Genomic DNA, 26,576 nt, shown 5'->3' on the forward strand with positions numbered 1-26,576 from the left:
CGGGCTCTCAGACTTTTAGTAATTCATTGAATGCGCGGGCGCGGCGGGTTACTTCAGCCGTGCTTTCGGCGCCAAACAGGCCATGCACCACGGCCAGCAGGTCGACACCATGGGCCACCAGCGGCGCGGCGTTTTCCAGGGTGATGCCGCCGATCGCGCAGATCGGCAGGTGCAGTTTGCTGCGTGCCTGGTCGAGCAGGTCGAGACTGCAGGTCGGGGCGCCGGGTTTGGTGTTGGAATTGAAGAAGCGGCCGAACGCGACGTAGCTGGCGCCTTCTTTGACGGCCTGTTCGGCGAGGTCGAGTTGCGCATGGCAGGTCGAACCGATGATTGCATCGCGACCCAGCAGGGCGCGGGTCGGAGACAACGGACCATCAGTTTGACCCAAGTGCACGCCGACATTCAGGCGTGCGGCCAACTCAGCGTCATCATTGATGATCAACCGGGTGTTGTAGCGTTCGCATAAATCACGCAAGGCTTCGGCTTCGCGCAGACGACGGGCTTCGTCATTGCTCTTGTCGCGGTATTGCAGCAAGGTGACGCCGCCTTCCAGCGCCGCCTCCACGTACTTGAGCAGCTTACCCTCCAGCAAATGGCTGTCGGTAATGGCGTACAGGCCACGTAGTTTCATCGGACAAGCCTCACCGCATTACAAATAGAAGTTACGAGCAGAAATCCAGTGGCAAGCGGCGCGGCACGAACTGGCCTTTGCCCAGTTGCTCGGCATCACGCAGGGTGCGCCATGTGTAGTTAAGCGCGGTCTGCACGGCACTGGCGAGGTTTTCGCCCTGGGCCAGACGACCGGCCAGCGCACTGGCCAGGGTGCAACCGGAACCGTGATAACTGCCCGGCAAGCGCTGGCAGGTAAAGGTTTCGCGCAGGCCGTCGCGGCTGTACAGGCGATTGTGGATTTCGGTTTCGTCGCCATGGCCGCCGGTGATCAGCAGGTGTTTGACGAACGGCAGGAGTTTTTCTGCGCACTCGTCCGCGGTGCCTTCGGGCAGTTCGGCGAGGATGCGGGCTTCGGGAAGGTTGGGGGTCGCAATGATCGAAAGGGGCAGCAGGCGTTCGCGCATGGCGTAGCCGACTTCGTCCTTGCCCAGGCGTCCGCCGCCACCGGCGCGCAGCACCGGGTCGCAGACCACCGGCAAGTGCGGGTGCGCCGAAAGCAGTTCGACCACGGTGTCGACCATTTCCAGGGAACCGAGCATGCCCAGTTTGACGGCGGCGACTTCGGAGTCGTTGAGCACGGCATTGGCCTGGGCCAGTACCCACTCACGGTCCAGGACGCGGAAGTCAGTGACATTGACGGTGTCTTGCACGGTCAGGGCGGTGACGGCCGGAGCCGCATGGCAACCCTGTGCGAGCAGGGCTTCGATATCTGCCTGCAAGCCGGCGCCACCACTTGGGTCGTGGCCGGAGAGACAGAGGACAACGGGGCGAGAGCTGTAGATATTCATGGTGCGCGAGCTTACCACCAAACCTGTTTTTCGGGTGTTGTGGCAGTGTGTTTGGTCGATACATTGTGGCGAGGGGGGCTTGCCCCCGTTGGGCGGCGAAGCGGCCCCAGTGACCCGTCAGGCTCATCGAGTCGGCTGGTTTTACGACTGCTTCGCAGCCGAACGGGGGCAAGCCCCCTCGCCACAGTGATATTCCTGTCATTGATAATCGTTCGTTGGTGTTGCTGGAACGCCCGTTCTAGAGCCTTTGTAGGAAAAATTTCTGTGGTTCTCATTGGCCATCAACGGCTATGCTAGAGTGGATCCAAACCAATAACAGGTGATACCGGTTTTACGTCTGCTCAAAAGGAATGGGGGGCTTCCTGACAGAACCGGACAGGCCACGCTGGGGCTTCAATGCGCTATTTGCTGATGTTGCTGTTGTGTTTGCCCCTCCTGGCAAACGCCGTCGAGTTCGATGAGTTCACTCAAAGCCTCCCCTTGGGCCGAACCCTGCAGGTCTATGAGGACGCAGGTGGTCAGGCGACCATCGCGGATATCCGTGCGCAAGCGGCGGCCGGCAACTTCAAGCCGCACCACAAAGATACGCTTAACGCCGGGTACTCGCGTTCGGTGTTCTGGCTGAAAATCGACCTGCATTACCGTCCAGCCAATCCGGCGGCGCAAAGGACCTGGCTGCTGGAACTGGCCTATCCGCCCCTCGATCATCTCGATCTCTATTTGCCCGATGCGGCCGGCAACTATCAGTTGGTCAGGCAGACCGGCGATGCCTTGCCCTTCGCCAGCCGCGAGATTCGTCAGAACAACTATCTGTTCGACCTGACGCTCAAGCCGGACCAGGCCGAAACCGTATTCATGCGCTTGCAAAGCGAAGGCTCGATCCAGGCGCCGGTAACCTTGTGGTCGAGCACCGCCTACCTCGAAGAGCAGCCCGTGCGCCTCTACGTACTGGGGCTGATCTACGGCGTACTGCTGGGGATGCTGGTCTACAACCTGTTCATCTACCTCAGCGTGCGCGACACCAGTTACCTCTACTACATCTTTTATATCGCCTCGTTCGGCTTGTATCAGCTGTCGGTAAACGGTGCGGCCGTGCAGTATTTCTGGCCGGACAATCCGTGGTGGGCCAACGCTGCGACGCCGTTTTTCATCGGCTGTGCGGGGCTGTTCGGCAGTCAGTTCGCCCGCAGTTTCCTGCAGATGGCTACCCACAGTCGCTGGCTTGACCGCTTGTTGCTGGCGCTGGTTGCCTTCAGTGCGCTGGTGATCGGCCTGTCATTGATGACCAGCTATGCCCTGGCCTTGCGCCTGGCCACGGCCCTGGCGCTGACATTCACCGTGGTGATTTTTGCCGCCGGGATCTTTGCCTGGCTGCGGGGCCTGCGGGTGGCGCGGTATTTCATCATTGCCTGGTCGGCGTTTTTACTCGGTGGCATCGTCAATACGCTGATGGTGCTTGGATACCTGCCGAACGTGTTCCTGACCATGTATTCCAGTCAGATCGGCTCGGCCATCGAAGTGGCGTTGCTGTCCCTGGCGCTGGCCGACCGCATCAACGCCATGCGCGAGCAGCAGGCTCAAACCCTGTTCGACGCCAGCCAGAAGCTTGAAGTCCTCAACCAGCAACTGGCTCACAGTAACAAGCTCAAGGACGAGTTCCTTGCCACCCTGACCCACGAGTTGCGCACGCCCATGAATGGTGTGATCGGTTCACTGGAGCTGATGCAGACGGTCGAGATGGACCCGGAACTCGAGTACTACCAGCAGACGGCTTCGGGGTCGGCGCGGGACATGATGCGCATGGTCAACGGCATCCTCACCCTCACCGAATTGCAGGCCGGCAAACTCAAGGCCTCGGCCGACACCTTCAGCTTGCGTGGCGTGGTCGAGGCACTGCGCACGCAGTTCGAGGGCAACGCATCGAGCAAGTCGCTGGACTTCAAGGTCGATGTCGCGCCAGGTGTGCCGGATCGCTTGCTCGGCGACAACGTCAAGATCGCGCAGTGCCTGGAATGCCTGCTGGATAACGCCATCAAGTTCACAAAGGTCGGCGGTCTGGCGCTGCGGGTGACCGGCAGGACCATCGAGCCCGACCGGCTGGCGTTGACCTTTGCGGTGATCGACACGGGCATTGGTTTCACCGATTTAGGGGAGGCCACGATGTATCAACGGTTCTTCCAGCTCGATGGCTCGATGACCCGTGAATACGGTGGCCTGGGGGTTGGCCTGGCGATTTGCCGACAGTTGGTCGAATTGCTCGGTGGGCGACTGACTCATCGCTCCGAGCCAGGGCGCGGCAGCCGGTTTCAGCTGGATGTGGAAGTCGGGTTGCCGGCGGCCGAACGTCCGGTGACGCCGTTGATGACCCGGGATTTTCCGCGCCTGCGCTTGCCCCAGGATTGTGCCGTGCTGTTGGTGGATGACAACAGCATCAGCCAGTTGGTGATGCGTGGCATGTTGCTCAAGCTGGGCTTTCGCGTACGTACGGCCAACAGCGTCGATGTCGCGCTCGATCTGTTGCAGCGCGAAATGTTTGACGCGGTGCTGGTCGATTGTCAGTTGCCGCTGCCGGACGGTGAGTCGGTGTGCTGCCGGATCCGCGCGTTACCCGGTTATGCCGAGCTGCCGTTGTTCATGATCGCCCTGAGCGGTGACCGAGAACGCTGCCCGACCGGCGCAGTGATTGATCACTTGAACAAACCGGTGAAATTCGAAGACTTGCAGGCCGCGCTCTACCGCCGTGTGCTTTGCCCGCAACAGGGCGAAAGCGCCGACAGTTAGGCGTATATGACACTTTGTTCGGCCGAGGGGCGGTGCTTAACTGAAGTCCCTTGGCCGACCAAAGGAGCCCTGTCATGAACCTGCATCAGTTCGCCGAAACCCACGAAGTCACCAACCAGCCACCGTCACTGGACGGCGCCAACCTGTACCGCATCGACTTGCCGTTGCAGGAATGGTCGCGGCGCTTCGGGGCCGGTTGGGCCGAATCGCGGATCGACGCCTATGGCGCGCTGGCCGGTGGCCCGTTGATGGAAGCCGGGTTCCTGGCCAATCAGAACAAGCCGGTGTTCAACAGCCATGACCGGTTTGGTCATCGCATTGATCTGGTGGAGTTTCATCCGGCCTATCATCAATTAATGCGCACGGCGGTCGAGCACGGCCTGACCTCGCTGCCCTGGGCGCACCCGCAGGACGGCGCCCATGTCGCCCGCGCGTCCATGACCTATTTGCACAGCCAGGCCGAGGCCGGCAGTGGATGCCCGCTGACCATGACCTTCGCCAGCGTTCCGGCCATGCGCCTGCAACCGGACCTGGCGCAAAAGTGGCTGCCGAAAATCCTCGCCACCGAATACGACCCGCGCAATGTCGGCATGGTCCACAAGGCCGGAGTCACCATCGGCATGGCCATGACCGAGAAGCAGGGTGGTACCGACGTGCGGGCCAATACCACCAAGGCCTATCCGGTCGGCGCCAGCGGTCCGGGCCAGGCCTATGAACTTGTGGGGCACAAGTGGTTTTGCTCGGCGCCGATGTGTGACGCCTTCCTGACACTGGCGCAGACCGACAAGGGCCTGACCTGTTTCCTGTTGCCGCGCCATCGTCCGGACGACACGCGCAATCAGTTCTATATCCAGCGCCTGAAGAACAAGCTCGGCAACTGCTCCAACGCTTCCAGCGAAGTGGAGTTCCGTGGAGCACTGGCGTGGATGGTCGGTGAAGAGGGCCGTGGCGTTCCGACAATCATCGAAATGGTCGCCATGACCCGCTTCGATTGCATGGTCGGTTCCAGTTCGCTGATGCGTCAGGCGCTGACCCAGGCCAGCCATCACTGCGCTCACCGATCGGTTGGCGGCAAACTGCTCAGCGAACAGCCGTTGATGCAGAACGTGCTGGCGGATCTGGCGCTGGAAAGCGAAGCGGCCCTGGCGTTGAGCCTGCGCATGGGCCGGGCGCTGGATCATCTGGATGATTCGCAGGAAGCCAAATTCGCCCGCCTGGTGACGGCGGTGGGCAAGTACTGGATCTGCAAACGGGCGCCGGCGATGATCAACGAAGCGGCCGAATGCATGGGCGGCGCGGGTTATGTCGAAGACAGCATCCTGCCGCGGCTTTACCGCGAGGCGCCGGTGAATTCGACCTGGGAAGGCTCCGGCAACGTGCAGTGCCTCGACGTGCTGCGTGCCCTTTCGAAAGAACCAGGCGTGCTCGATGCGCTGTTCAGCGAGTTGGGCGATGGCCATGGCGACAAGCGCCTGGCGGCGCACATCAGCCAGTTGCAGACGGCCTTCAAGGACACCAGCGACATCCAGTACCGCGCACGGCAACTGACTGAAGACATTGCTCTGGGGCTGCAGGCGAAGCTGTTGCTGGAAGCCGGGAATGCGGTGGTCAGTGATGCTTTCATCGCCAGTCGCCTGGATGGCGGCGGTCGAGTGTATGGCGCGTTACCACGAGGCCTGGACGTGGAAGCGATTGTCGCCCGTTCGACTCCGCAGGGCTTCTGATCACCACTTGGCCCCATGTGGGAGCGGGCTTGCTCGCGAATGCGGTTTCACATTCAACATTGATGTGGCTGAAAGACCGCTTTCGCGAGCAAGCCCGCTCCCACAGTTGTTCTCTATGCACATCGCCAACATGCCACTGTTCCCGTGAAGCGACGATGCAGGCAAGATGAAGGTCTGCAAGTCAGAACACAGGATGCTGATCGTGACCGAAGCTTTTATTGTCGTTCAAACCGCCGAGCAAGCCGTGGATCGGCTTGCACTCTTGCACAATCGTGCAACCACCGCGTTGAGCCAGGCGCTCAAGCGTTACCTCAAGGATCGTGTCGAGCCCGATGCCGAACAGCGCTCGATGTTCCGCTATCCCGAATTGCGCCTGACCTATCACTGCCAGGGCGAAGTCCCGCAGACCACCCGTGCCTACGCCAAGGTCCAGCTGCCGGGCACCTACAGCGTCACGGTCACCCATCCCTCGGCTTTCCGTAAATACCTGCTGGAACAGCTCGTTCCGCTGATGCACGACTTCACCGTGACCGTGGAAGTCGGTGTCAGCCAGCAGAATATCCCGTATCCGTATGTGGTCGAGCAGGGCGATGAGCTGGCGGGTTCCGGTGTCACTGCCCCCGTGCTGGCGCGGGTGTTCCCGAGCACTGACCTGTCGGCGGCGACCGACGGCATTGCCGACGGTCTGTACGATTGGGAAAACACCGATCCGCTGCCGTTGGCGCTGTTCGATGCCGCGCGGGTGGATTTCTCCCTGCGCCGACTGGTGCATTACACCGGCAGCGACTGGCGGCATGTGCAGCCGTGGATTCTGCTGACCAACTATCACCGCTACGTCGACCAGTTCATCGTCCATGGTCTGGAGCAACTGCGCAACGACCCGCGTTTCGTGCGCATGGTGCTGCCGGGCAACGTGATCATCGAAAAGAGCATGGATCACGGCGAAGCCTCGGCGATTGCCGCCGGGGTGGTCTGGCACCGCTACCAGATGCCGGCCTATCACCTGATCGCCAGCGATGGCCACGGCGTGACACTGGTCAACATCGGTGTCGGCCCGTCCAACGCCAAGAACATCACCGACCACCTGGCCGTGCTGCGCCCGCACTGCTGGCTGATGATCGGTCACTGCGGCGGCCTGCGTCAGTCGCAGACCATTGGCGACTACGTGCTGGCCCACGCCTACATGCGTCGCGACGGGATTCTCGACCGGGTGGTTCCACCGAACATTCCGATTCCGGCGTTGGCCGAAGTACAGATGGCGCTTCAGCAAGCGGCGGCCAACGTCACCGGCGAGAAGGGCGACGAACTGAAGAAACGCCTGCGTACCGGCACCGTGCTGACCTACGACGACCGTAACTGGGAGCTGCGCTGGGCGCAGGAGCGGCCGCTGATCAACCTGTCCCGCGCCGTGGCGGTGGACATGGAAAGCGGCACCATTGCCGCGCAGGGTTATCGCTTGCGAGTGCCGTACGGCACGTTGCTGTGCGTCTCGGACAAGCCGCTGCACAGCGAAATCAAGTTGCCGGGTTCGGCCAACGCTTTCTATGAGCGCGCGGTCAGCCAGCACCTGAAGATCGGTATCGAGGCGGTGGATCTGTTGCGCACCGAACTCAACTCGCTGCACTCGCGCAAACTGCGCAGCTTCGACGAGCCGCCGTTCCGCTAACGGTTTGTCATGGTCATTTGGCGGTCAGGGCACTAGCATTAGCAGCCCTGACCGTTAGATGTTGTTTTGCCCATGTCGCGTCCATCTCGTCCACCTTCCCGTCGCCCCGGCGCGAAACCATCCCCATCAGCCCCGCGCCGTGTCGCCAAGGCGCCACCAGCCGAGCCGAAGCTGATCCTGTTCAACAAACCTTTCGATGTGCTGACGCAATTCAGCGACGGCGACGGGCGCGCGACCCTCAAGGATTACATCGATGTACCGGGCATCTATCCGGCCGGACGGCTGGACCGCGACAGCGAAGGCTTGTTGCTGCTGACCAACGACGGCCAGCTTCAGGCGCGGATCGCCGACCCGAAACACAAGCTGGCCAAGACCTATTGGGTGCAGGTCGAGGGCGAGCCGAACACCGAACAGTTGCAGCGCTTGCGCGACGGCGTCGAATTGAATGACGGCATGACCTTGCCCGCCGAGGCACGGCAACTGGACGAGCCTGAGCTGTGGCCGCGCAATCCGCCGGTTCGCTTTCGTAAAAGCGTGCCGACCAGCTGGCTGGAGTTGGTGATTCGCGAAGGGCGCAACCGGCAGGTGCGGCGCATGACCGCTGCGGTCGGGTTGCCGACCTTGCGCCTGGTGCGAGTCAGGATCGGCGACTGGACGATCGAAGGGCTCGATCAGGGGCAGTGGAAAGAAGTACCGGCGCGCTTATAAAGTGCCGGATTCGATCAGGCCGATGACCACACTTTTGATCACGAATGCAGCAACACCAAGGCCGAGCACGAAGAACAGAATGAACGAGCCAAAGCGCCCGGCCTTGGACTTCTTCGCCAGATCCCAGACGATGAAACCCATGAAAATGATCAGGATCGTGACCAGTCCGGTCATCATCCACTCTTCGAATACTGCAGGATCCATCGAACATCTCCAGCACAGGCGAGGCTAAAAGGGCGCGGCGAGTATACGCCGCACTGGCTTCGTGCGGTATTGACCTGCGTCGGTGTGTCGCAGTCATTCGTCGCCTGTGCCGGCCCCATCGCGAGCAAGCTCGCTCCCACAGGTTTTGTATGGATCACGATACTGCGGTCAACACAAAACTTTGTGGGAGCGAGCTTGCTCGCGATGGCGTCCTCAGCTGCGCAGATGAGTCAAAGGCAGTTCGGTGCTATTCAACACCTGATTCAACACAAAACTCGAGCGCACGCTGGTCACGCCTTCAATCCGCGTCAGATGCCCCAGCAGCAGTTTCTGGTAGTGATCCATGTCCGGCACCACGACCTTGAGCTGATAGTCGGCATCCATCCCGGTCACCAGGCTGCATTCGAGCACTTGGGGCAGGGTGCGGATGGCCGCTTCGAAATTCTCGAAACGCTCCGGCGTGTGACGGTCCATGCCGATCAGCACGTAAGCGGTCAGGCTCAGGCCGAGCATCTTGCGGTCGAGCAGGGCGACCTGGCGGGAAATGTAGCCGTCGTCTTCCAGTTGCTTGACCCGCCGCGAGCACGGCGAAGGCGACAGGCCGATGCGCTCGGCCAGCTCCTGGTTGGAGATGCGTGCGTCGCGCTGCAATTCCGCCAGAATACTCAGGTCGTAACGGTCGAGCTTGCTCATCAATCGGTCCTTTGTCGTAACTATTGCGGAGGATTATGTATCTAGGGTTAAAAATTGCGCAAGTGATGTTTAATTCAGCAATCTTCGCAATCCTCTGCCGGCGCTCCCGGCCTATTCTTATCACCAGAATCACTGCTCGGACAAACAGTCCAGTGCGGCTCGCCGAATCAGGCCCGCCGCGGTCGCCACCCCCACCGGGGATGTGCCGGCCCCCGAGCTACACACTGTCCAGAAGACGGCGTGAGGTGAGCCGACGCCACAAGTGTCGAGCCAGGACGAAGTTCTCTAAAGGGAGGCCGACGGGTCTCCCTTTTTTCTTGCGTGGAATTTGACCCGCTGGCCTCAATAAATAAGTTGCGTGACAGATAACCTGTCGCAGAACCGTCCAGCGCTTTCCCAGTCTTAAGTACAGGCCCTTACCCGCAATGAGGTAAAGCATGAAATCGCGCATCTGGCGTTTGGCCGGTGTTGGTTTGTTGTGTGTCAGTGTCTCGGTGCAAACGATGGCCGATGAGCCGCAAAACCGTGGCCATGATGGCGGGCAACGCGGCCAGGGTGGGCATCAGGGCGATAACCAGGGCCGTGGTGGCGGTGACCAGCCGCATCCGCAAAACGACCAGCAGCAGAATCAGCCCCGGGCGCAGAACAAGGACAACCGCCAGAAAGAGCACGGCGGCCAGAATCAACGTCAGGACAATGACCAGAGGCAGAGCCGTCCAGCGCCGGATTTCAACAACCAGGTGCGCTCGCCGCCGCCACCGCCGCAGATGCCGGCCACTGACATGCCAATCCAGCCCCGGCCCGACACCGTGCGCCAGACCCAGGAGCCGCAGCGCGGTTACTACAAGGACCAGCCACGTCGCAACGATGACAAACAGCGCTGGAGTGGTTACACAGTCGCACCGTCCTATGACAATCACGGGCAGGGGCGCCCGAGTGGACGCGGCAACGGCTGGGGGCCTGGCCCCAGGTATCGTCCCGGTCAAGTGATCGACCGCTTTCCCGAGCGCGACTACCGCGTGCCTTACCGTGGCATGGATTACTTCTATTCCGGTGGCTACTGGTATCGCCCGCTGGGCCCGCGTTACGTGGTGGTGCAGCCACCGCGCGGGATTCGTGTCAGGTACCTGCCCGATTACGCCGAGCAGGTATGGATCGGCGGGGCGCTGCTGTTCCTGGCGGCCGGTTCCTATTACGCCTATCAGCAAAGCACTCAGGACTACGTCGTGGTCGAACCGCCGGTTGGCCAACCGCAACCACCCGCTGGCAACAGCGGTTATGACGTGGAGGCGTATCCAGCCAACGGTCAGTCGCCGGAGCAGGTCAGTCGGGATGGTTACGAGTGTTATCAATACGCGGTGCAGCAGAGTGGTTTCGATCCACGAACCGCCACCTACCAGCCAGACCCGTCGGTGGTGCAAGCCTACCGACAGGCCCAGGGCAACTGCCTGAGCAGTCGCGGTTATCAGGTGACTTACTGATCCCGCGCGGCTTTCACCACTTCCTGCGGGTCGGCGTGCACCAGCACTTCGGCCCGCGGGTAGGCGGTGTGAATGGCGGCGGCAGCCTGATCGCTGATGCCATGGGCAACGGATAGCGTCAGCTCCCCAGGCAGCTCCAGATGCAACTGCACAAACCACTGGTTGCCGGAGATCCGCGTGCGCAGGTCATGGGCACCCAATACGCCGGGGACGCTGCACGCCAATTCCAGCATGTGCTGGCTGACCTCCGGCGGCAGTTCTTCATCCATCAACACCGCGAAGCTCTCCCGGGCGATCTGCACCGCGCTCCACAGAATGTAGACGGCGATTCCCAGGCCGAACCAGGGGTCGACCTGATGCAGTCCAAACCCGGCCAACACCAGCGCGATCAGAATGCTGCCGTTGAGCAGCATGTCCGAGCGGTAGTGCAGGGAGTCGGCGCGCACCGCGTTGGAGCCGGTGGCCTTGACCACCCGATGTTGAAACATCAACAACGCCAGGGTCAGCACGAGGGAAAACACAATCACGCCGATACTGATCCACGGCGCGCCCACGGGCTCGGGATGCTTCAACCGATCGTAGGCCTGCAACGCGATCAGTACCGCACTGCCGCCGATGAACAATGCCTGGGCCATGCCCGCCAATGACTCGGCCTTGCCGTGCCCGTAGCGATGATCATTATCGGCGGGGCGCAGGGCGTAATGCACCGCCAGCAGGTTGAGCAATGACGTGACGCCGTCGAGTGTCGAGTCGGTGAGCCCGGCGAGCATGCTCACCGAGCCGCTCAACCACCAGGCGATGGCTTTGGCGACGATCAGGATGCATGCCACCGCCACCGAGGCACGGGTCGCCAGCCGCAGCAGGCGGGCGTGTTCGGAGCTGGAGGTCATAGGGGCCATCGTTCCTTGAAGAGTCCTTTCGCGCGTAGGGATTTACGCGGCGGGTTGCAGGCCGAACATCGCCAGTTGCTGGGCGTTGCCTTTGCTCTGGATCAGGCGTGGATCGTCCAGCGGGAAGCTGCGACCCAGTTCGCTTTCCAGAATAGTCTGCAACTTGCGGTTATCGACTTTGCCGTCGGCGCCGATGGCTTCCTTGAGTTTTTCCGGTGCAACTTGTGCGGTCTCTCCCGGCGCGTAGTAAATCGCGCCGGTGGCGAAGTCCACGGCAAACGCAATCAGGCCGGGAATGATGTAGAACAGCAGGCCCACGGCGTCGAGCGCGGCGATGGCCGGGTCGATCTTGCCTTCGATCTGGCCACGGCGATCCGGGTAGAAGATCGAACCGCAGGCGGTCACTTGAGTCAGCAAGGTTGCGACCAGAACACCGCCAATCAGGCGAAAGGGAGCACGCATATGAAATCTCCTGGGTAATCTCGAAACGAAACGTCGTCGGTATGAATTAAGACCCTGACGAACGCCTTGCAGTTCGCCGTTATACTCGCCGCTCTGTTTGGGAGCCAGCATGATTTCTTTGCCGATCGATGAAGTTTTACCCGCCCTGCGTGAAGCCCTCGCTACACGCCACGAAGCCGTGCTCGAAGCGCCGCCCGGCGCCGGTAAAACCACCCGCGTGCCTTTGGCCTTGCTAAACGAACCGTGGCTGGCCGGCCAGACCATCCTGATGCTCGAACCCCGCCGGTTGGCCGCGCGCGCAGCGGCTGAACGGCTGGCCAGTGAGCTGGGGGAGAAGGTCGGCGAAACCGTAGGCTATCGCATTCGGCTCGACAGCAAGGTCGGTCCCAACACCCGCATTGAAGTGGTCACCGAAGGCATCCTCACCCGGCGTTTGCAGGACGACCCGGCGCTTGAGGGCGTGGGCCTGCTGATCTTCGACGAATTTCACGAACGCAGCCTCGACGCGGATCTGGCGCTGGCCCTGAGCCTCAATGGCCGGGAACTGTTCCGTGACGATCAGCCGCTGAAAATCCTCTTGATGTCCGCCACGCTGGAAGGCGAACGCTTGGCCGGGTTGCTCGACGACGCACCGATCCTGCGCAGCGAAGGGCGCATGTTCCCGGTGGCGATGCGCTGGGGCCGACCGTTCCAGTCCGGTGAATTCATCGAGCCGCGTCTGGTGCAGACCATTCTTGAAGCCTTGAACGACGAAACCGGCAGTGTGTTGGTGTTCCTGCCGGGGCAGGCGGAAATCCGACGCGTGCATCAGCAACTGGCCGATGCCTTGGGCGAAAACACTCAGGTTCTACTGTGCCCATTGCACGGTGAACTGGACCTCGCCGCGCAACGGGCAGCTATCGATCCGGCACCGACGGGCAAGCGCAAAGTGGTGCTGGCCACCAACATCGCCGAAACCAGCCTGACCATCAATGGCGTGCGCGTGGTGATCGATGCCGGCTTGGCGCGGGTGCCGCGCTTCGACCCCGGCAGCGGCATGACCCGTCTCGACACCCAGCGCATTTCCAAGGCCAGCGCCACCCAGCGCGCGGGCCGGGCCGGGCGCCTGGAGCCGGGCGTGTGTTATCGCTTGTGGTCCCAGGATCAGCACGAGCAACTGGCGGCCTATGGCAGTGCGGAAATCCTTTCGGCGGACCTCGCCGGGCTGGCCTTGCAACTGGGTCGCTGGGGTGTGACGCCCGGGCAACTGGTGTGGCTCGACGTGCCGCCCGCCGCCGCGTATGCACAGGCCCAGGACTTGCTCGAACGCTTGGGCGCTCTGCAGGGTGACGCGCTGACCCGTCACGGTCAGGCCATGGCCGAACTGCCGGCGCATCCGCGCATCGCGCATTTGCTGTTGCGCGGCCAGGCGCTGGGCCTGGCGGACATGGCCTGCGACGTCGCGGCACTGCTCGGCGAGCGCGATATTTTGCGCGGCGCCGGGGCGGATTTGCACAGCCGACTGGTATTGCTGTCTGGCGAAGAACGCGCCGCACGGGCTGCCCAGGGTGGGGTGCAGCGCGCACGGCAATTGGCGCGGCAGTATCGTGGTTACCTACGGGGCAAAGCAGCGGAGCCGGTCATCGATCCGGATCACCCGCGCTGGCTCGGCGCGTTGCTGGCGCTGGCCTATCCCGACCGGGTCGCTCAGCAACGGCGCGCCGGTGGTGCGGAGTATCGCTTGGCCAACGGACGTGCCGCACTGTTCGCCGAGGCCGATAGCCTGATGAAGCAGCCGTGGCTGGTGATCGCCGATCTGGGCAGTCGCCAGGGCCAGCGTGAGGAGCGGATTTATCTGGCGACGGACTTCGATCCGGCACTCTTCGATTCAGTGCTGGCCGAGCAGGTTCGCTGCGTCGATCAACTGGATTGGGATGAACGTGAAGGCGTACTGCGGGCCGAGCGTCAGCGCAAGGTTGGTGAGCTGATCCTCAGTCGTGAACCGCTGACCGGTCTCGATGAAACCGCCCGCAGCCAGGCGCTGGTCAACCTGGTGCGGCGCAAAGGGCTGGAGCTGTTGCCGTGGACCCCGGAGTTGCGTCAGTGGCAGGCGCGGGTCGCCTTGTTGCGGCAACTGGACTTGGCCAGCAAGGGCGAAAGCGAATGGCCGGATGTCAGCGACGCAGCGTTGCTCAAAAGTCTTGAACACTGGTTGATGCCGTATCTGGGCAAAGTCTCGCGACTCAGCCACTTCGCCAATCTCGACCTGTCGAGCATCGTCCACAACCTGCTGCCGTGGCCGCTGCCACAACGCTTGGACGAGCTGGCGCCCCATCATTTGAGCGTGCCGTCAGGCTCGTCGATTCGTCTGGATTACAGCGAACAGCCGCCGATTCTCGCGGTGCGCTTGCAGGAACTGTTCGGACTGGCCGAGACCCCGCGCATTGCCGGGGGGCGGCAGGTGGTCAAACTGCATCTGTTGTCCCCGGCGCGGAGGCCGGTGCAGGTGACTCAGGACCTGGCCAACTTCTGGCGCAGCACCTACGCCGAAGTGAAGAAGGATTTGAAGGGGCGCTATCCGAAGCATTACTGGCCGGATGATCCGCTGGTGGCCGAGGCGACTGCGCGGATCAAACCCCGTAAATAACGGTTAACACCGGACTCACAGAAATTACTGCGATCTTTCGGATTTGGCGGTGAGCTGTTCGCGGCAGTAGTCCGCAAACAACTGCGCCGGTTTGGTCAGTTGCCCACGCTTGAGCCATGCCGCCACGAGCCCTGAACCGGTGACGTCTTCAGCGATGTCCACGCACACCACTTTCTGCCCGTCGTAGGTGCACTCCGAATGCGGTTTGGTCACCAGGATCGAGAACCCGAACCCTTGGCCAACCATGCCCCGCACCATCTCGATCGAAGGCGAGCTGAAGGCGATGCGTGGCGTCAGGCCCAGCTCATCGAACAGGCTGACGAAGTAGGTCCGACTCGGCTGCACGTCCAGAAGAATCATTGGCTCCAGGCACAGGTCCCGCAGCGACACCTGTGCCTGCTGGGCAAAACGGTGATCGGCTGGCAGCAGCGCGTAAGGTCGTTGCGCCGGCATCAGCGGTTCGGTCTCGATGGTGCCGTCCAGATCGTGCTCGTAAAGGATCGCCAGGTCGAAAGCGCCGGAGGTCAGGCCCTGCACCAGCTCTTGTTGCTCGCCGTCGCGGATGCGGATTTCCACCCCCGGGTACAACGCCGAAAATCCGGCGATCAATTGCGGCAGGTACAGCGGCGCGACGGTTTCGAAGCAGCCGATATCGATCTGCCCGGAGACCACATCGTTGTCGGCCAGGGCGTTCTGTTCGAACTCCTTGGCCATGCGCAGCAGTTCCTGGGCCTTGCGGTAGAAGCGTGCACCACTGGGGGTCAATGACACGCCCTGTGCATGGTGACGAATCAGCAGCTGCACGCCGAAGCTGTCTTCCAGCCCTTTGATGGCCGTGGAGATCGAGGGCTGGGCGATGTACAGCTTGCGCGAGGCCTCGGCCACGCTGCCGCACTCGACGGTGGTGATGAAGTATTTCAGTTGACGCAGATTGTAGGCAGCCACAGCGAACCTCGGGGGGAGAACGGATCAGGCATCCTGGCAATTTGCGCGCCACCCCTATCCGCTCGGGTAGCGATTTGTTGTGGTTGAACAATAACCACATGCTGCGCCAGAAGGGAGATTGGCTACGTAGTTTTTTCTTGGCCTGCGAACACATTTTTACTGGTTTTCCACCGCTTGGGCCTGAGCGACTATCCAATACACAAGAATGTCCTCTGGAGCATCTGAACGTGTTCGAGCTTGAGTATTGGCAACGCAAGGCCGCTTCCCTGCGGTTTCCCGACCAGGCCGTGATCGACGGCCAGCGCCGCCCGGCGCAGTCGGGGCAGACTTTCGCCGCGATCAACCCCGCCACCGGCCAATGCCTGGCCAACGTTGCCGCCTGCGGCGAAGAAGACGTGAACTCGGCGGTACACAATGCGCGGCAGGTTTTCGAGGCAGGCACCTGGGCTGCGCGCTCACCGACCGAACGCAAGCAAGTGCTGTTGCGCCTGGCCGATTTGATCCTCGAAAACCGTGAGGAACTGGCACTGCTCGACTCGCTGAACATGGGCAAGCCCGTCGCCGATGCCTACAACATCGACGTGCCGGGTGCCGCGGGAGTGTTCCGCTGGTACGCCGAAAGCCTCGACAAACTCTACGATCAGGTCGCGCCGAGTGCGCAGAACGTGCTGGCAACCATTACTCGCGAAGCCCTGGGCGTGGTGGCTGCGGTGGTGCCGTGGAATTTCCCTCTGGATATGGCGGCGTGGAAACTCGCCCCAGCCCTGGCCGCCGGTAACTCGGTGATCCTCAAGCCGGCCGAACAGTCGCCGTTTTCCGCCCTGCGCCTGGCTGAGCTGGCGCTGGAAGCCGGTGTACCTGCGGGTGTGCTGAACGTGCTGCCGGGGCTCGGCGAGCAGACCGGCAAGGCCCTCGGTCTGCACCCGGATGTCGATTGCCTGGTGTTCACCGGCTCCACCGAGGTCGGCAAATATTTCATGCAGTACTCGGCCCAGTCGAACCTCAAGCAGGTGTGGCTTGAGTGCGGCGGCAAGAGCGCCAACCTGGTGTTTGCCGATTGTCAGGATCTGGACCTGGCGGCCGAGAAAGCCGCGTTCGGTATCTTCTTCAATCAGGGCGAAGTCTGCTCGGCCAACTCGCGGTTGCTGGTGCAGCGCTCGATCCATGACGAGTTTGTCGAGCGCCTCAAAGCCCAGGCTGAACGCTGGTTGCCGGGTGATCCGCTGGACCCGTCGAGCGCCGCCGGGGCCATCGTCGACAGCCGTCAGACCGCACGCATCATGAAGTTCATCCAACAGGCCGAACAGCAAGGCGCGACCAGGATCTGTGGCGGTCGGCAGTCGATCTTCAACGGCTCGGACAACTTCATCCAGCCGACGATTTTCACCGGCGTGACGCCGGACATGCCGCTGTTTCGCGATGAAGTGTTCGGCCCGGTTCTGGCCGTCACGGCATTCGACGATGAAGCCCACGCCTTGCAACTGGCCAACGACAGCGTCTACGGTCTGGCGGCTTCGCTGTGGACCGACGACTTCAACCGCGCTCACCGTGTGGCGCGACAATTGCGCGCCGGTACGGTGTCGGTCAACAGCGTCGATGCGCTGGACGTGACCGTGCCTTTTGGCGGTGGCAAGCAGTCGGGTTTCGGCCGCGATCTGTCCCTGCATTCATTCGATAAATACACCCAGTTGAAGACCACCTGGTTTCAATTGCGCTGATAACAAAACGGAGAACTGGCGATGACCACACCACGTGATACCCGCGACTACCAGGCCGCCGACGCTGCGCACCACATCCATGCGTTCGTCGATCAGAAAGCCCTCAACGATGAGGGGCCACGGGTGATGGTCCGTGGCGAGCGCCTGCACCTGTGGGACAACGATGGCCGACGTTACCTCGACGGCATGTCCGGGTTGTGGTGCACCAACCTCGGTTACGGGCGCAAGGACCTGGCCGCCGCGGCAAGCCGGCAGCTGGAACAGCTGCCGTACTACAACATGTTTTTCCACACCACCCACCCGCAGGTGATCGAGCTGTCCGAACTGCTGTTCAGCTTGCTGCCGGCTCACTACAGCCACGCGATCTACACCAACTCCGGCTCTGAAGCCAACGAGGTGTTGATCCGCACGGTGCGTCGTTACTGGCAGGTGCTCGGCAAGCCCGAGAAGAAAATCATGATCGGCCGCTGGAACGGTTACCACGGTTCGACCCTGGCCGCGACGGCGCTGGGCGGCATGAAGTTCATGCACGAAATGGGCGGCATGATTCCGGACATCGAGCACATCGACGAGCCGTACTTCTTCGCCCACGAAGGCAACCTGACCCCGGCCGAATTTGGTCTGCGCGCGGCGCAGCAACTGGAAGCGAAGATCCTCGAACTGGGGGCTGACAAGGTCGCGGGCTTTATCGCCGAACCGTTCCAGGGCGCCGGCGGCATGATCTTCCCGCCGGAAAGCTACTGGCCGGAAATCCAGCGCATCTGCCGCAAGTACGATGTGCTGCTGTGCGCCGATGAGGTGATCGGTGGCTTCGGTCGCACCGGCGAATGGTTCGCCCACGAGTACTTCGGGTTCGAGCCGGACACCCTGTCCATCGCCAAGGGCCTGACCTCGGGCTACATCCCCATGGGGGGCTTGATCCTGTCGAAGAAAATGGCCTCGGTGCTGGTGGAGCAGGGCGGTGTGTTTGCCCATGGCCTGACCTATTCCGGGCACCCGGTGGCGGCGGCGGTGGCGATTGCCAACCTCAAGGCCCTGCGCGATGAAGGCGTGGTGACGCGGGTCAAGGACGACATCGGCCCGTACCTGCAACAGTGCCTGCGCGAAGTGTTCGGCAAGCACCCGCTGGTGGGTGACATCCAGGGCACCGGCATGGTTGCGGCGCTGCAACTGGCCGAAGACAAAACCAGCCGCAAGCGTTTTGCCAATGAGAACGACATTGCGTGGCGCTGCCGTACGATCGGTTTTGAAGAGGGCGTGATCATTCGCTCGACCTTAGGCCGGATGATCATGGCACCGGCGTTGATTGCCAGCCGTGAGGAGATTGATGAGCTGATCGGCAAGACCCTGAAAGCGGTGGATCGTACGGCGCAGGAGTACGGCCGGATTTGATCTTGTAGCGTTCTCTCGGGCCTCTTCGCGAGCAAGCCCGCTCCCACAGGATTTGTGTCTGCCGCAAGTTTTGGGTACTACACATAACCTGTGGGAGCGGGCTTGCTCGCGAATGCGATGGCCCATTCAACACATTCTTCACCTCTTGCACCCACCTCGGGCATCCCCGCCCACAGCGCTCTTTCGCGGTGCGCACTAACGAGTTTTTTCATCGTTCGCATCCACATATTTCCTCATTTTCCTAATCCCGCCCTTGGGCCAACATCGATCTCGCCAGCCCACCGAATGCTGCCCGCCGAAGGGTCCCCGAGAGACCACAGGTTGCAGCCGATTCAGGGCTCGCCGTACTGCCCATGACAAAACTAAATCAACAGCTTTGGGAGTGCTCCATGATCAAGTCCTTGCTTACCCGCGTTGCCCATCCATTGGCGGTCACCGCCATCGCCGCGACGGTCGCCACCAGCGCCCAGGCCGGCACCCTGTCCATCGGTCATACCACCTGGGTCGGCTACGGCACCCTGTACCTGGCCAAGGACCTTGGCTACTTCAAGGAAAACGGTTTGACCGTCGAATTGCCGGTGGTCGAGGAAGCGGCGATGTACATGGCCGCACAAGCTTCCGGCGAGTTGTCCGGCTCGGCGTCGACCATCGACGAGGTGCTCAAGTACCGTCCGCAATTCTGCTTCAAGGCCGTGGCCGCGCTGGACGACAGCCATGGTGGCGACGGCGTGCTGGTGGGCAAGGACGTCAAGAGCCTGCAGGAACTCAAGGGCAAGGCCGTTGCGGTCAACGAAGGTTCGACCTCGCAGTTCTGGTTGTCCTATCTGCTGAAAAAACACGGCATGAGCATGAGCGACATCACCGTGCAGAACATGACGGCCGACGACGCCGCCACCGCGTTCATCGCCGGTCGCGTACCGGCCGCCGTGACCTGGGAGCCGCACCTGTCGATGGTTCGCGACAAGAAGCAGGGCAAGGTGCTGATCGACAGCAGCAGCACACCGGGGGTGATCGTCGATGTGGTCGCACTGAACTGCAGCGTGATCGAAAAACAGCCGGAAGACGTCAAGGCCCTGGTGGCCGGTTTGTACAAAGCTGTGCAGTACACCAAGGATCATCCACAGGAAGCGTACAAAATCATGGCCAAGGGTGTCGGCGGTTACCTGGCCGATCCGAAGGAAATGGAAGCGGCCGCACAGGGCGTGCGTTTCTACGATCAGGCCATGAGCGAAAAACTGCTGGGCTCGCCGGGTAAACCGGGTGACAGCGCACCGCTGATCAAACTGGCCAACGAGACCGCCAGTGAGCTGCAGGGCAAGCCCTACAACGTCAGCAATGATGACCTGATCGACAACCGTTTCGTCACCCCGCTCTAGGAGGCTGCATGTTCAAGCGCAATTCATGGCTGAGCCGCTGCATCACGCCCAAGACCGGATTGCCGGTCTCGGTGATCTGGAGCGCGAGCGGCCTGGCCTGGGTGCTGTTGGTCGGCCTGTGGGCCGGGTTGTCCTACGGCGGCGTGGTGCCGGGCATGTTCCTGCCGACGCCGGGCGCGGTGGTCGAGGCCGCCGTGCGGTTAGGCCGCGACGGCACCCTTGGCCAACATGTGTGGGCCAGTGTCGAAGTGGTGATGGTCGGCTTCATCGTGTCGTCCCTGGTGGCGGTGCCCCTGGGCTTGTTGATGGGCAGCTTTCGCATCGTCCAGGCCTTCCTTGAGCCGCTGGTGAATTTCATTCGCTACCTGCCGGTGACCTCGTTCGTGCCGCTGTTCATCCTGTGGATCGGCATCGGTCTGGAGCAGCGGGTGTCGGTGATCATTTTCGGCGTGTTCTTCCAGCAACTGGTGATGATCGCGGACGTGTCCAAAGGCATCTCCAAGGACCTGATCAACGCCTCCTACACCCTTGGCTCTAACCGTCGTGACGCGGTGCTGCATGTGATTGCCCCGGCGTCCTTGCCGGGCGTGCTCGACACCCTGCGGGTGACCATGGGCTGGGCCTGGACTTACCTGGTGGTGGCTGAACTGGTCGCCGCTTCCAGTGGCCTGGGTTACCTGAGCCTCAAGGCCATGCGTGGCTTCCAGGTGGATGTGATTTTCCTCGCCATCGCGATCATCGGCCTGCTGGGCCTGGTCACCGATCAACTGTTCCGTTTCCTTCGTCTGAGGATCACCGCATGGGCTCAGTAACCGCCGCCCCTCATCGTTTTGTCGCCCCCCAGGCCGCCCCGGTGAACGCGCCACGGCTGAAGGTGGACAAGGTCAGCCTGAGTTACAAGAAACCCGATGGCGGTACCTTTACCGCGTTGGAGGAAGTGTCGTTCGAAGTGCCGGACCAGCAATTTGCCGTACTGGTGGGGCCTTCCGGTTGCGGCAAGTCAAGCCTGCTGTATCTCACCGCCGGCCTGGCCGAGCCGACCTCGGGCGAGATTTACGTTGGCGGCCAGCAGGTCGAAGGCCCCGGCGCGGACCGCGGCATGGTGTTCCAGAGCTACACGCTGTTCCCGTGGCTGACGGTGCGCCAGAACGTCGAGTTCGGCCTCAAGCGGCGTGGCATGCCGGCGGCGCAACGCAAGGACATCGTCGACTACTACGTCAATGAAGTGGGCCTGAGCGGCTTTGCCGACAACTACGCCAAGCAGTTGTCCGGCGGGATGATGCAACGTGTCGCCATTGCCCGCGCACTGGCCAATGACCCGCAGATCCTGCTGATGGACGAACCCTTCGGCGCTCTCGACAGCCAGACGCGCCTGCAAATGCAGCAGCTGTTGCTGCGGGTGTGGGGCAACAGCAAAAAGACTGTGTTGTTCGTGACCCACGACATCGACGAGGCGATTCTGCTGGGCGACCGGGTGTATGTGATGGGTGCCAGGCCGGGGCGGATCAAGCAGATTCTGGATGTGCCGATCGAGCGTCCACGCAACCTGGACATGGTCATGGAGCGCTCGTTCATCGAGATGAAGCGCGAGATCTTCGGGCTGCTGCATGATGATCTGGAGGAGGTGCATTAAGTCAGGTTTGCACAGACCTTGTGGGAGCGGGCTTGCTCGCGAAAGCGGTGTATCAGACAACATTGATGTTGGATGTACTGGCCTCTTCGCGAGCAAGCCCGCTCCCACAGGTTTTGTGTTGACTCGGAATCAGGGCGCAACCGGCAACAGAAACCGCGCAATCACCGGCAGGTGATCGGAGATGCGCAATGTATCGTCCTGCCGCACCATCGCCTCCACCCGTTTGATCCGCGGACTGTAGAACAGGTAGTCGACGGTCCGGTCCGGGCCGTTCAGTCCGGGATCGTTCGGGTAGTGGGTCAGCCAGCGCTCGCGGTCGATACCACTGGCTTCGTTGTTGGTCGGGATCATCGGGTACTTGTCCCACAGCAGGTGCAACACGCTGTCGGCGGAGTAGGGCGCGCGTTGTGCATCGGGCAGGCGCCGATACTGGCCCAGCGGCAACAGGTTGAAATCTCCACCGATCAACCACGGCGTGCCACGGCTTTCGAGTTTATCGAGGGCCGTGGCCACGGCGTTCACCTGGTTTTGCAAGGTGTTGTCGGCTCGATCGGCGCGCTCCAGATGGGTATTGAGCACCGCTATTTGCCCGCCATCACTCAATGGCAGGTAGCTCACCAGCAAAGCGTCTCTGGGTTTGAATTGGCGGCTGACCGGATTGCCCGAGGCGACTGGCAGTTGCAGTCGTTCGGCATGTTCGATCCGGTAACGGCTCAGGGTTGCCAGTTGCCGGCCGACACTGCCGAAGATGTGCGGATTCGGCACGAAGTCGGCCTTCCAGTCGAACGCGCTGGTGCCACACGGATACAAGTCTGCGAGCCGCTCTTGCAGCAGCTTGAACTGGTGCTGGTAATCGCTGGCCTTGGCGCCGTCGTCCAGTTCCTGCAACAGCACGATGTCCGGTTGTTCGTCGCGAATCACCCGCGCCACTTCGTCAAGGCTGAAAGCCATGTCTTCCGCTGTGGGGCGTTCGTCGGTGCCCGCGGCCAGGTCATTCCAGAATACGTAGCGCTTGCCGGCCAGGTACTGGACGTTCCAGGTCATCACCTTCAACGCCTGCCCGGGGACCAGGGAGGGGGCCTGGGCACTGCAACTGACGGGCAACAATTCTTTGGCGTCGGGGCGCCAGGTCAGGCTGTAGATCATCGCGGCGATCAGGCCGATCACGATCAGCAGGCCCGGCAGGATGTAGCGCAGTAGACGGGTCATGGCTCGGCTTATTAGCGTTACAGGATTGTTCCCGAGCATACCCGAGAGCGAGGGTCGCGCCTAAGGTCAGAGCGAGTTGTCATTTCTTTCAGGCAACGGGTTGATCAGCATGAACAGTCGGAACAGCACCACGCTGGTAAACAGCTGCAGGAAACTGTGGGCGCTGTCGATCAGCATGGATACCACCGGGTTCTGAGGTTCGGGGTACGCTGCCAGCGTCACGCCTTTGAGCAGCCACAACGGCCCCATCACACACAGAATGCACAGCAGGATGCGCAAGAAATGCCCTTGGGTCATGCGCAGGCTTTCCTTCATGGCCGCCAGTGGCGCCAGGCCGCGCAACACCAGCAGGTATTCGCCAAACGCCAGGGTCACCATCAGGTAGATACCCGGCAGGAAGTACAGCGACAGGCCCAGCAGAATCAGCACGGTATTGAGCGCGGTCAGCAGGGCGAAGCGCGGCCACAGGCTCGCCGCCATCGCCAGCAGGTCGCGGTTGCGCGGCGACTCGCCGCGGCTGCGGGCGTCGAGAAACAGAATCAGCGCGGCGGTGTACAGCGGGTACACCAGCAAGCCGACTATCACGCTGATGCCGGGGAAACTGTCCGGCTCGGTGGAGTGGTCGACCACTTGTTGCAGCAGCGCCTCAAGCATCACCAGCGGCAGGCACAGCTGCACGATCTGGCCCAGATTGCGCTTGAAGAAATACAGCGAGTCACGCAGGACATCTAACGGATTCATCAGTGGGTATCGCAGGTTGGAAGCAGTGGCTCACTTTAACCGATCAAGCGCTCGTAGACGCAAACGTAAACGTTCGGTAAATGTCATTGAAACATCTTGTTTCAGCCTCCATTAAGGTCGGGCACCTTATCCTCATTGGATAAAGGCAACGATTTTCCCGGCAATCTACGAGGTCGCCATGAACAGCGAAGAACAAACCCTGATCGATGGACTGTTTTCCCGGCTGCAGCAGGCCGAAACGGACTCAGCCCCGCGCGACGCCCAGGCCGAGGCGCGGATCAAGGAACACCTGACGCGCCAGCCCGCGGCAGGTTATTTCATGACCCAGGCGATTCTGGTGCAAGAGGCGGCGATCAAGAGCCTCGATGAACAGAACAGGCAACTGACCCAGCAAGTCCAGCAGTTGCAGGCCGAACTGCAACAGGCCAAGGCCCAGGCGACCCCGGCTCCAGCGCCGAGCAGCGGTGGCTTTTTGTCGAGCATCTTTGGCGGCAACTCTCGTGAGCCACAGCCTGCACCCATCCAGAGCTCACCACCCTCGAGCGGTGGCTGGCGCGAGCCGGGACGCTCGTCGTTCGGTTCGCAACCGCCACAGCAGAGCTTCGGCGCGCCGCCGCAGAACTTTCCCCAGCAGGGCTATGCACCACAGCAACAGGCTCCGGCAGCGGCCGGCAGCAGTTTCCTCGGTGGTGCGCTGAAAACCGCCGCAGGCGTGGCGGGTGGCGTGATGCTGGCACAAGGCATAAGCAGCCTGTTCCATCACAATCAGCAACCGGAAGTCGTCGAAGTCATCAAGGAAGAGCCGGCCCAGGTCAACGACCAGGGCAACAATGGCTGGGGCGATGACCAGCGCATGGCCGGTAACGACTCCTACAGCAACGATCAGGGCGGGTTCAGCGACGCTGACTACAGCGATGACTCGTTATTCGGCGGCGACGACGATTCCTTCGTCTGATACGCCATTCGTCCGGAGCGCAACCGCGCTCCGGGCCGATTATTCGCGGAACAATCCTCAGGGCTGGCATACTGGGCGACTTTTCGGGCCTGGTGCCTGATTCAGCCCTGAGGAAAGCCGGTGAAAAAAATCGCAGTGTTCGCCGATGTCCAGAACCTCTACTACACCGTGCGTCAGGCTTATGGTTGCCACTTCAACTACGCCGCACTGTGGGCTGATATCAGCAAGCAGGGCGAGATCGTCGAAGCCTACGCCTATGCCATCGACCGTGGCGACAGCAAACAGCAGCAGTTCCAGCAGATCCTGCGCAACCTCGGTTTCACCGTGAAGCTCAAACCCTATATCCAGCGCAGCGATGGCTCAGCCAAGGGCGATTGGGACGTGGGCATCACCCTCGACATCATGGATGCCGCCGATCATGTCGATGAAATCGTCCTGGCCTCCGGCGACGGTGATTTCGACATGCTGCTCGAACGCATTATCAGCAAACACGGCGTACAAGCAGTGGCCTACGGCGTGCCGGGCCTGACCGCCAACTCGCTGATACGCGCCGCCAGCCGCTACGTGCCGATCGAAGGCGCGTTGCTGCTCAAGAATTGATTTTTACGGAGTTGAACCAGGTTTGGAACGCATCGCAGTCATCGACTTTGAAACCACCGGGATCTCACCGAGCAGCAGCTGCCGGGCCACGGAAATCGCCGTGGTGATCCTTGAACAGGGGCGCATCGTCGAGCGTTACCAAAGCCTGATGAATGCCGGCGTGCGCGTCCCGGCCTTCATCGAACAACTCACCGGCATCAGCAACGCCATGCTGCGCACCGCCCCGTCGGCCGAGCAGGTGATGAACGAAGTGAATGAATTCGTCGGCTGCACGCCGTTGCTCGCGCACAACGCCGCGTTCGACCAGAAGTTCTGGGACTTCGAACTGGGGCGAATCAAACGCACCCGCTTGCAGAACTTTGCCTGTTCGCTGCTGCTGGCTCGCCGCCTGATGCCCGCCGCGCCGAACCACAAACTCGGCACCCTCACCACGTTCGCCAACCTGCCCCACACCGGCAAGGCCCACCGGGCCATGGCCGACGCCGAGATGGCGGCCAACCTGACCGCGCACCTGGCCGAAGAGTTGCGCCAGAAACACGGCTTGCGCGAGCTGTCCCATGACTTGCTGTGCAAGTTGCAGAAAGTGCCGGCGGCGAAAGTGGGCGAACACCTCAAGCGCTATCGCGGTTTCTAGGAACATCGCAAATCCCCTGTAGGAGCGAGCTTGCTCGCGATGAACCCGAGAACAACACGGGGTGTCAGGTTTCCCGCGTTATCGTTGGCGACCATCGCGAGCAAGCTCGCTCCTACAGAAAAGCTATTTGCCGTTCGCCTCCAACTGCCCCAGCGGCACCCGCTTCTCTATCGCACTCGACAACACAATCGACGTCTTGCTGAACCCGAACGTGGCGATCCGGTTGATCAGCTCTTCCAGCTCCGGCATCGAGCCCACCGCCGCTTGCATGATCACGCAGGGATCGCCGGTCACCCGATGGCATTCGGTCAATTGCGGGATTTTGATCAGGTCGTCGTAGGCTTTCTGGTTGCCGTGCTGGTTCAGGCGCAGTTCGATCACGCACTGGATCGGCAGGCCGAGCTTGGCCATGTCGACTTTTGCCTGATAGCCGGTGATCACGCCGCTGGCTTCGAGCTTGGCCACGCGCTCGGCCACGGCCGGGGCGGACAGGTTGACCTTGCGCGCCAGGTCCGCGTAGGACGCGCGACCGTTTTCCAGCAGGGCGCTGAGCAGCATGCGGTCGTACTTATCCATCGGGGTGACTCCTGAAAATAGCCGACTTTCGAAAACACGGTTTATAACGCTGAACTCCGTGTTTTGAAAAGTGTACCGGCGCTTTAAACAGGTTTTGTAACT

The 26,576-nt window shown here is 61.7% G+C and carries 24 protein-coding genes; 14 read left to right on the forward strand and 10 right to left on the reverse strand.

Annotated elements, in window-relative coordinates:
- Window positions 1-7 precede the first annotated feature (7 nt).
- The gene (thiE, locus tag KGA98_RS00745; RefSeq protein WP_223500205.1) at window positions 8-631 is read right to left on the reverse strand and encodes a thiamine phosphate synthase; all 624 of its coding nucleotides are present in this window, start codon (window positions 629-631) and stop codon (window positions 8-10) included.
- 31 nt (window positions 632-662) lie between these two features.
- Window positions 663-1,460: a hydroxymethylpyrimidine/phosphomethylpyrimidine kinase gene (locus tag KGA98_RS00750; protein ID WP_057713171.1), complete on the reverse strand. Its 798-nt coding sequence runs from the start codon at window positions 1,458-1,460 to the stop codon at window positions 663-665.
- Between the two features lie 396 nt (window positions 1,461-1,856).
- Here KGA98_RS00750 and KGA98_RS00755 point away from each other — a divergent pair, with 396 nt between their 5' ends.
- The 4 genes from KGA98_RS00755 (at window position 1,857) to KGA98_RS00770 (ending at window position 8,339) form a co-directional block, all read left to right on the forward strand.
- Window positions 1,857-4,241, forward strand: coding sequence for a hybrid sensor histidine kinase/response regulator (locus KGA98_RS00755; RefSeq protein ID WP_223500213.1), 2,385 nt, complete (start codon window positions 1,857-1,859; stop codon window positions 4,239-4,241).
- A gap of 74 nt (window positions 4,242-4,315) precedes the next feature.
- Window positions 4,316-5,965, forward strand: a complete 1,650-nt coding sequence (locus KGA98_RS00760) for an acyl-CoA dehydrogenase family protein (protein WP_223500222.1) — start codon at window positions 4,316-4,318, stop codon at window positions 5,963-5,965.
- 166 nt (window positions 5,966-6,131) lie between these two features.
- On the forward strand, window positions 6,132-7,631 hold the full coding sequence (gene amn / locus KGA98_RS00765; RefSeq protein WP_223500225.1) for an AMP nucleosidase: 1,500 nt from the start codon (window positions 6,132-6,134) through the stop codon (window positions 7,629-7,631).
- Window positions 7,632-7,703: 72 nt separating this feature from the next.
- The gene (locus KGA98_RS00770) at window positions 7,704-8,339 is read left to right on the forward strand and encodes a pseudouridine synthase (RefSeq protein ID WP_102670798.1); all 636 of its coding nucleotides are present in this window, start codon (window positions 7,704-7,706) and stop codon (window positions 8,337-8,339) included.
- Here the strand turns inward: KGA98_RS00770 and KGA98_RS00775 are convergent.
- Together KGA98_RS00775 and KGA98_RS00780 are read right to left on the reverse strand one after the other, a co-directional pair.
- Window positions 8,334-8,543 (reverse strand): DUF2788 domain-containing protein, encoded by a 210-nt coding sequence (locus tag KGA98_RS00775; RefSeq protein ID WP_008022976.1) that lies wholly within the window; start codon window positions 8,541-8,543, stop codon window positions 8,334-8,336. The genes KGA98_RS00770 and KGA98_RS00775 overlap by 6 nt on opposite strands.
- Before the next feature lie 213 nt (window positions 8,544-8,756).
- On the reverse strand, window positions 8,757-9,236 hold the full coding sequence (locus tag KGA98_RS00780) for an Lrp/AsnC family transcriptional regulator (protein WP_007937367.1): 480 nt from the start codon (window positions 9,234-9,236) through the stop codon (window positions 8,757-8,759).
- Window positions 9,237-9,673: 437 nt separating this feature from the next.
- Between KGA98_RS00780 and KGA98_RS00785 the strand changes: the two genes are divergently transcribed.
- Complete coding sequence (locus KGA98_RS00785; protein ID WP_223500227.1) at window positions 9,674-10,717, forward strand: DUF6515 family protein; 1,044 nt, start codon at window positions 9,674-9,676, stop codon at window positions 10,715-10,717.
- On the opposite strand, the gene KGA98_RS00790 is transcribed toward KGA98_RS00785, so the two are convergent.
- Window positions 10,711-11,607 carry a cation diffusion facilitator family transporter gene (locus KGA98_RS00790; protein WP_057713176.1) on the reverse strand — a complete coding sequence of 299 codons (897 nt, stop codon included), beginning with the start codon at window positions 11,605-11,607 and terminating at the stop codon, window positions 10,711-10,713. The two genes, KGA98_RS00785 and KGA98_RS00790, sit on opposite strands and share 7 nt — an antisense overlap.
- 42 nt (window positions 11,608-11,649) lie before the next feature.
- Window positions 11,650-12,069, reverse strand: coding sequence for a hypothetical protein (locus KGA98_RS00795; RefSeq protein ID WP_057713177.1), 420 nt, complete (start codon window positions 12,067-12,069; stop codon window positions 11,650-11,652).
- 109 nt (window positions 12,070-12,178) lie between these two features.
- Here KGA98_RS00795 and hrpB point away from each other — a divergent pair, with 109 nt between their 5' ends.
- Window positions 12,179-14,695: an ATP-dependent helicase HrpB gene (gene hrpB, locus KGA98_RS00800; protein ID WP_223500229.1), complete on the forward strand. Its 2,517-nt coding sequence runs from the start codon at window positions 12,179-12,181 to the stop codon at window positions 14,693-14,695.
- A 24-nt stretch (window positions 14,696-14,719) separates the two neighbouring features.
- On the opposite strand, the gene KGA98_RS00805 is transcribed toward hrpB, so the two are convergent.
- On the reverse strand, window positions 14,720-15,640 hold the full coding sequence (locus KGA98_RS00805) for a LysR family transcriptional regulator (RefSeq protein WP_057713179.1): 921 nt from the start codon (window positions 15,638-15,640) through the stop codon (window positions 14,720-14,722).
- Between the two features lie 227 nt (window positions 15,641-15,867).
- On the opposite strand from KGA98_RS00805, the gene KGA98_RS00810 reads away from it, so the two are divergent.
- The 5 genes from KGA98_RS00810 (at window position 15,868) to KGA98_RS00830 (ending at window position 21,759) form a co-directional block, all read left to right on the forward strand.
- Entirely contained in the window at window positions 15,868-17,358 is a 1,491-nt protein-coding gene (locus KGA98_RS00810) for an aldehyde dehydrogenase (protein WP_223500231.1), read from the forward strand.
- A 21-nt stretch (window positions 17,359-17,379) separates the two neighbouring features.
- On the forward strand, window positions 17,380-18,750 hold the full coding sequence (locus tag KGA98_RS00815) for an aspartate aminotransferase family protein (RefSeq protein WP_150814314.1): 1,371 nt from the start codon (window positions 17,380-17,382) through the stop codon (window positions 18,748-18,750).
- A gap of 389 nt (window positions 18,751-19,139) precedes the next feature.
- Window positions 19,140-20,126, forward strand: coding sequence for an ABC transporter substrate-binding protein (locus tag KGA98_RS00820; protein ID WP_057713182.1), 987 nt, complete (start codon window positions 19,140-19,142; stop codon window positions 20,124-20,126).
- Window positions 20,127-20,134: 8 nt separating this feature from the next.
- Window positions 20,135-20,938 carry an ABC transporter permease gene (locus KGA98_RS00825; RefSeq protein ID WP_007990681.1) on the forward strand — a complete coding sequence of 268 codons (804 nt, stop codon included), beginning with the start codon at window positions 20,135-20,137 and terminating at the stop codon, window positions 20,936-20,938.
- Entirely contained in the window at window positions 20,926-21,759 is an 834-nt protein-coding gene (locus tag KGA98_RS00830) for an ABC transporter ATP-binding protein (RefSeq protein WP_223500233.1), read from the forward strand. Before KGA98_RS00825 ends, KGA98_RS00830 begins: the two co-directional genes overlap by 13 nt.
- A gap of 129 nt (window positions 21,760-21,888) precedes the next feature.
- Here the strand turns inward: KGA98_RS00830 and KGA98_RS00835 are convergent, their stop codons facing one another.
- The gene (locus KGA98_RS00835; protein ID WP_223500241.1) at window positions 21,889-22,968 is read right to left on the reverse strand and encodes an endonuclease/exonuclease/phosphatase family protein; all 1,080 of its coding nucleotides are present in this window, start codon (window positions 22,966-22,968) and stop codon (window positions 21,889-21,891) included.
- Window positions 22,969-23,034: 66 nt separating this feature from the next.
- Window positions 23,035-23,709, reverse strand: coding sequence for a YciC family protein (locus KGA98_RS00840; protein ID WP_057713185.1), 675 nt, complete (start codon window positions 23,707-23,709; stop codon window positions 23,035-23,037).
- 178 nt (window positions 23,710-23,887) lie between these two features.
- On the opposite strand from KGA98_RS00840, the gene KGA98_RS00845 reads away from it, so the two are divergent.
- The 3 genes from KGA98_RS00845 to KGA98_RS00855 all read left to right on the forward strand — a co-directional run bounded on the left by KGA98_RS00845 (window position 23,888) and on the right by KGA98_RS00855 (window position 25,898).
- Window positions 23,888-24,664, forward strand: coding sequence for a DUF2076 domain-containing protein (locus tag KGA98_RS00845; protein WP_223500248.1), 777 nt, complete (start codon window positions 23,888-23,890; stop codon window positions 24,662-24,664).
- Between the two features lie 120 nt (window positions 24,665-24,784).
- Window positions 24,785-25,264, forward strand: a complete 480-nt coding sequence (locus tag KGA98_RS00850; protein WP_007990686.1) for an NYN domain-containing protein — start codon at window positions 24,785-24,787, stop codon at window positions 25,262-25,264.
- A 22-nt stretch (window positions 25,265-25,286) separates the two neighbouring features.
- Window positions 25,287-25,898, forward strand: coding sequence for a PolC-type DNA polymerase III (locus KGA98_RS00855; protein WP_150755016.1), 612 nt, complete (start codon window positions 25,287-25,289; stop codon window positions 25,896-25,898).
- Window positions 25,899-26,021: 123 nt separating this feature from the next.
- On the opposite strand, the gene KGA98_RS00860 is transcribed toward KGA98_RS00855, so the two are convergent.
- On the reverse strand, window positions 26,022-26,474 hold the full coding sequence (locus KGA98_RS00860) for an Lrp/AsnC family transcriptional regulator (RefSeq protein ID WP_102670812.1): 453 nt from the start codon (window positions 26,472-26,474) through the stop codon (window positions 26,022-26,024).
- Between the last annotated feature and the right edge of the window lie 102 nt (window positions 26,475-26,576).

Source organism: Pseudomonas sp. BF-R-24 (genome assembly GCF_019947335.1).
GTDB lineage: Bacteria > Pseudomonadota > Gammaproteobacteria > Pseudomonadales > Pseudomonadaceae > Aquipseudomonas > Aquipseudomonas jessenii.

Coding starts and splice junctions, on each gene's coding strand:
- thiE (WP_223500205.1), bottom strand. CDS start 631: ATGAAACTACGTGGCCTGTACGCCATTACCGACAGCCATTTGCTGGAG.
- KGA98_RS00750 (WP_057713171.1), bottom strand. CDS start 1,460: ATGAATATCTACAGCTCTCGCCCCGTTGTCCTCTGTCTCTCCGGCCAC.
- KGA98_RS00755 (WP_223500213.1), top strand. CDS start 1,857: ATGCGCTATTTGCTGATGTTGCTGTTGTGTTTGCCCCTCCTGGCAAAC.
- KGA98_RS00760 (WP_223500222.1), top strand. CDS start 4,316: ATGAACCTGCATCAGTTCGCCGAAACCCACGAAGTCACCAACCAGCCA.
- amn (WP_223500225.1), top strand. CDS start 6,132: ATGAAGGTCTGCAAGTCAGAACACAGGATGCTGATCGTGACCGAAGCT.
- KGA98_RS00770 (WP_102670798.1), top strand. CDS start 7,704: ATGTCGCGTCCATCTCGTCCACCTTCCCGTCGCCCCGGCGCGAAACCA.
- KGA98_RS00775 (WP_008022976.1), bottom strand. CDS start 8,543: ATGGATCCTGCAGTATTCGAAGAGTGGATGATGACCGGACTGGTCACG.
- KGA98_RS00780 (WP_007937367.1), bottom strand. CDS start 9,236: ATGAGCAAGCTCGACCGTTACGACCTGAGTATTCTGGCGGAATTGCAG.
- KGA98_RS00785 (WP_223500227.1), top strand. CDS start 9,674: ATGAAATCGCGCATCTGGCGTTTGGCCGGTGTTGGTTTGTTGTGTGTC.
- KGA98_RS00790 (WP_057713176.1), bottom strand. CDS start 11,607: ATGACCTCCAGCTCCGAACACGCCCGCCTGCTGCGGCTGGCGACCCGT.
- KGA98_RS00795 (WP_057713177.1), bottom strand. CDS start 12,069: ATGCGTGCTCCCTTTCGCCTGATTGGCGGTGTTCTGGTCGCAACCTTG.
- hrpB (WP_223500229.1), top strand. CDS start 12,179: ATGATTTCTTTGCCGATCGATGAAGTTTTACCCGCCCTGCGTGAAGCC.
- KGA98_RS00815 (WP_150814314.1), top strand. CDS start 17,380: ATGACCACACCACGTGATACCCGCGACTACCAGGCCGCCGACGCTGCG.
- KGA98_RS00820 (WP_057713182.1), top strand. CDS start 19,140: ATGATCAAGTCCTTGCTTACCCGCGTTGCCCATCCATTGGCGGTCACC.
- KGA98_RS00825 (WP_007990681.1), top strand. CDS start 20,135: ATGTTCAAGCGCAATTCATGGCTGAGCCGCTGCATCACGCCCAAGACC.
- KGA98_RS00830 (WP_223500233.1), top strand. CDS start 20,926: ATGGGCTCAGTAACCGCCGCCCCTCATCGTTTTGTCGCCCCCCAGGCC.
- KGA98_RS00835 (WP_223500241.1), bottom strand. CDS start 22,968: ATGACCCGTCTACTGCGCTACATCCTGCCGGGCCTGCTGATCGTGATC.
- KGA98_RS00840 (WP_057713185.1), bottom strand. CDS start 23,709: ATGAATCCGTTAGATGTCCTGCGTGACTCGCTGTATTTCTTCAAGCGC.
- KGA98_RS00845 (WP_223500248.1), top strand. CDS start 23,888: ATGAACAGCGAAGAACAAACCCTGATCGATGGACTGTTTTCCCGGCTG.
- KGA98_RS00860 (WP_102670812.1), bottom strand. CDS start 26,474: ATGGATAAGTACGACCGCATGCTGCTCAGCGCCCTGCTGGAAAACGGT.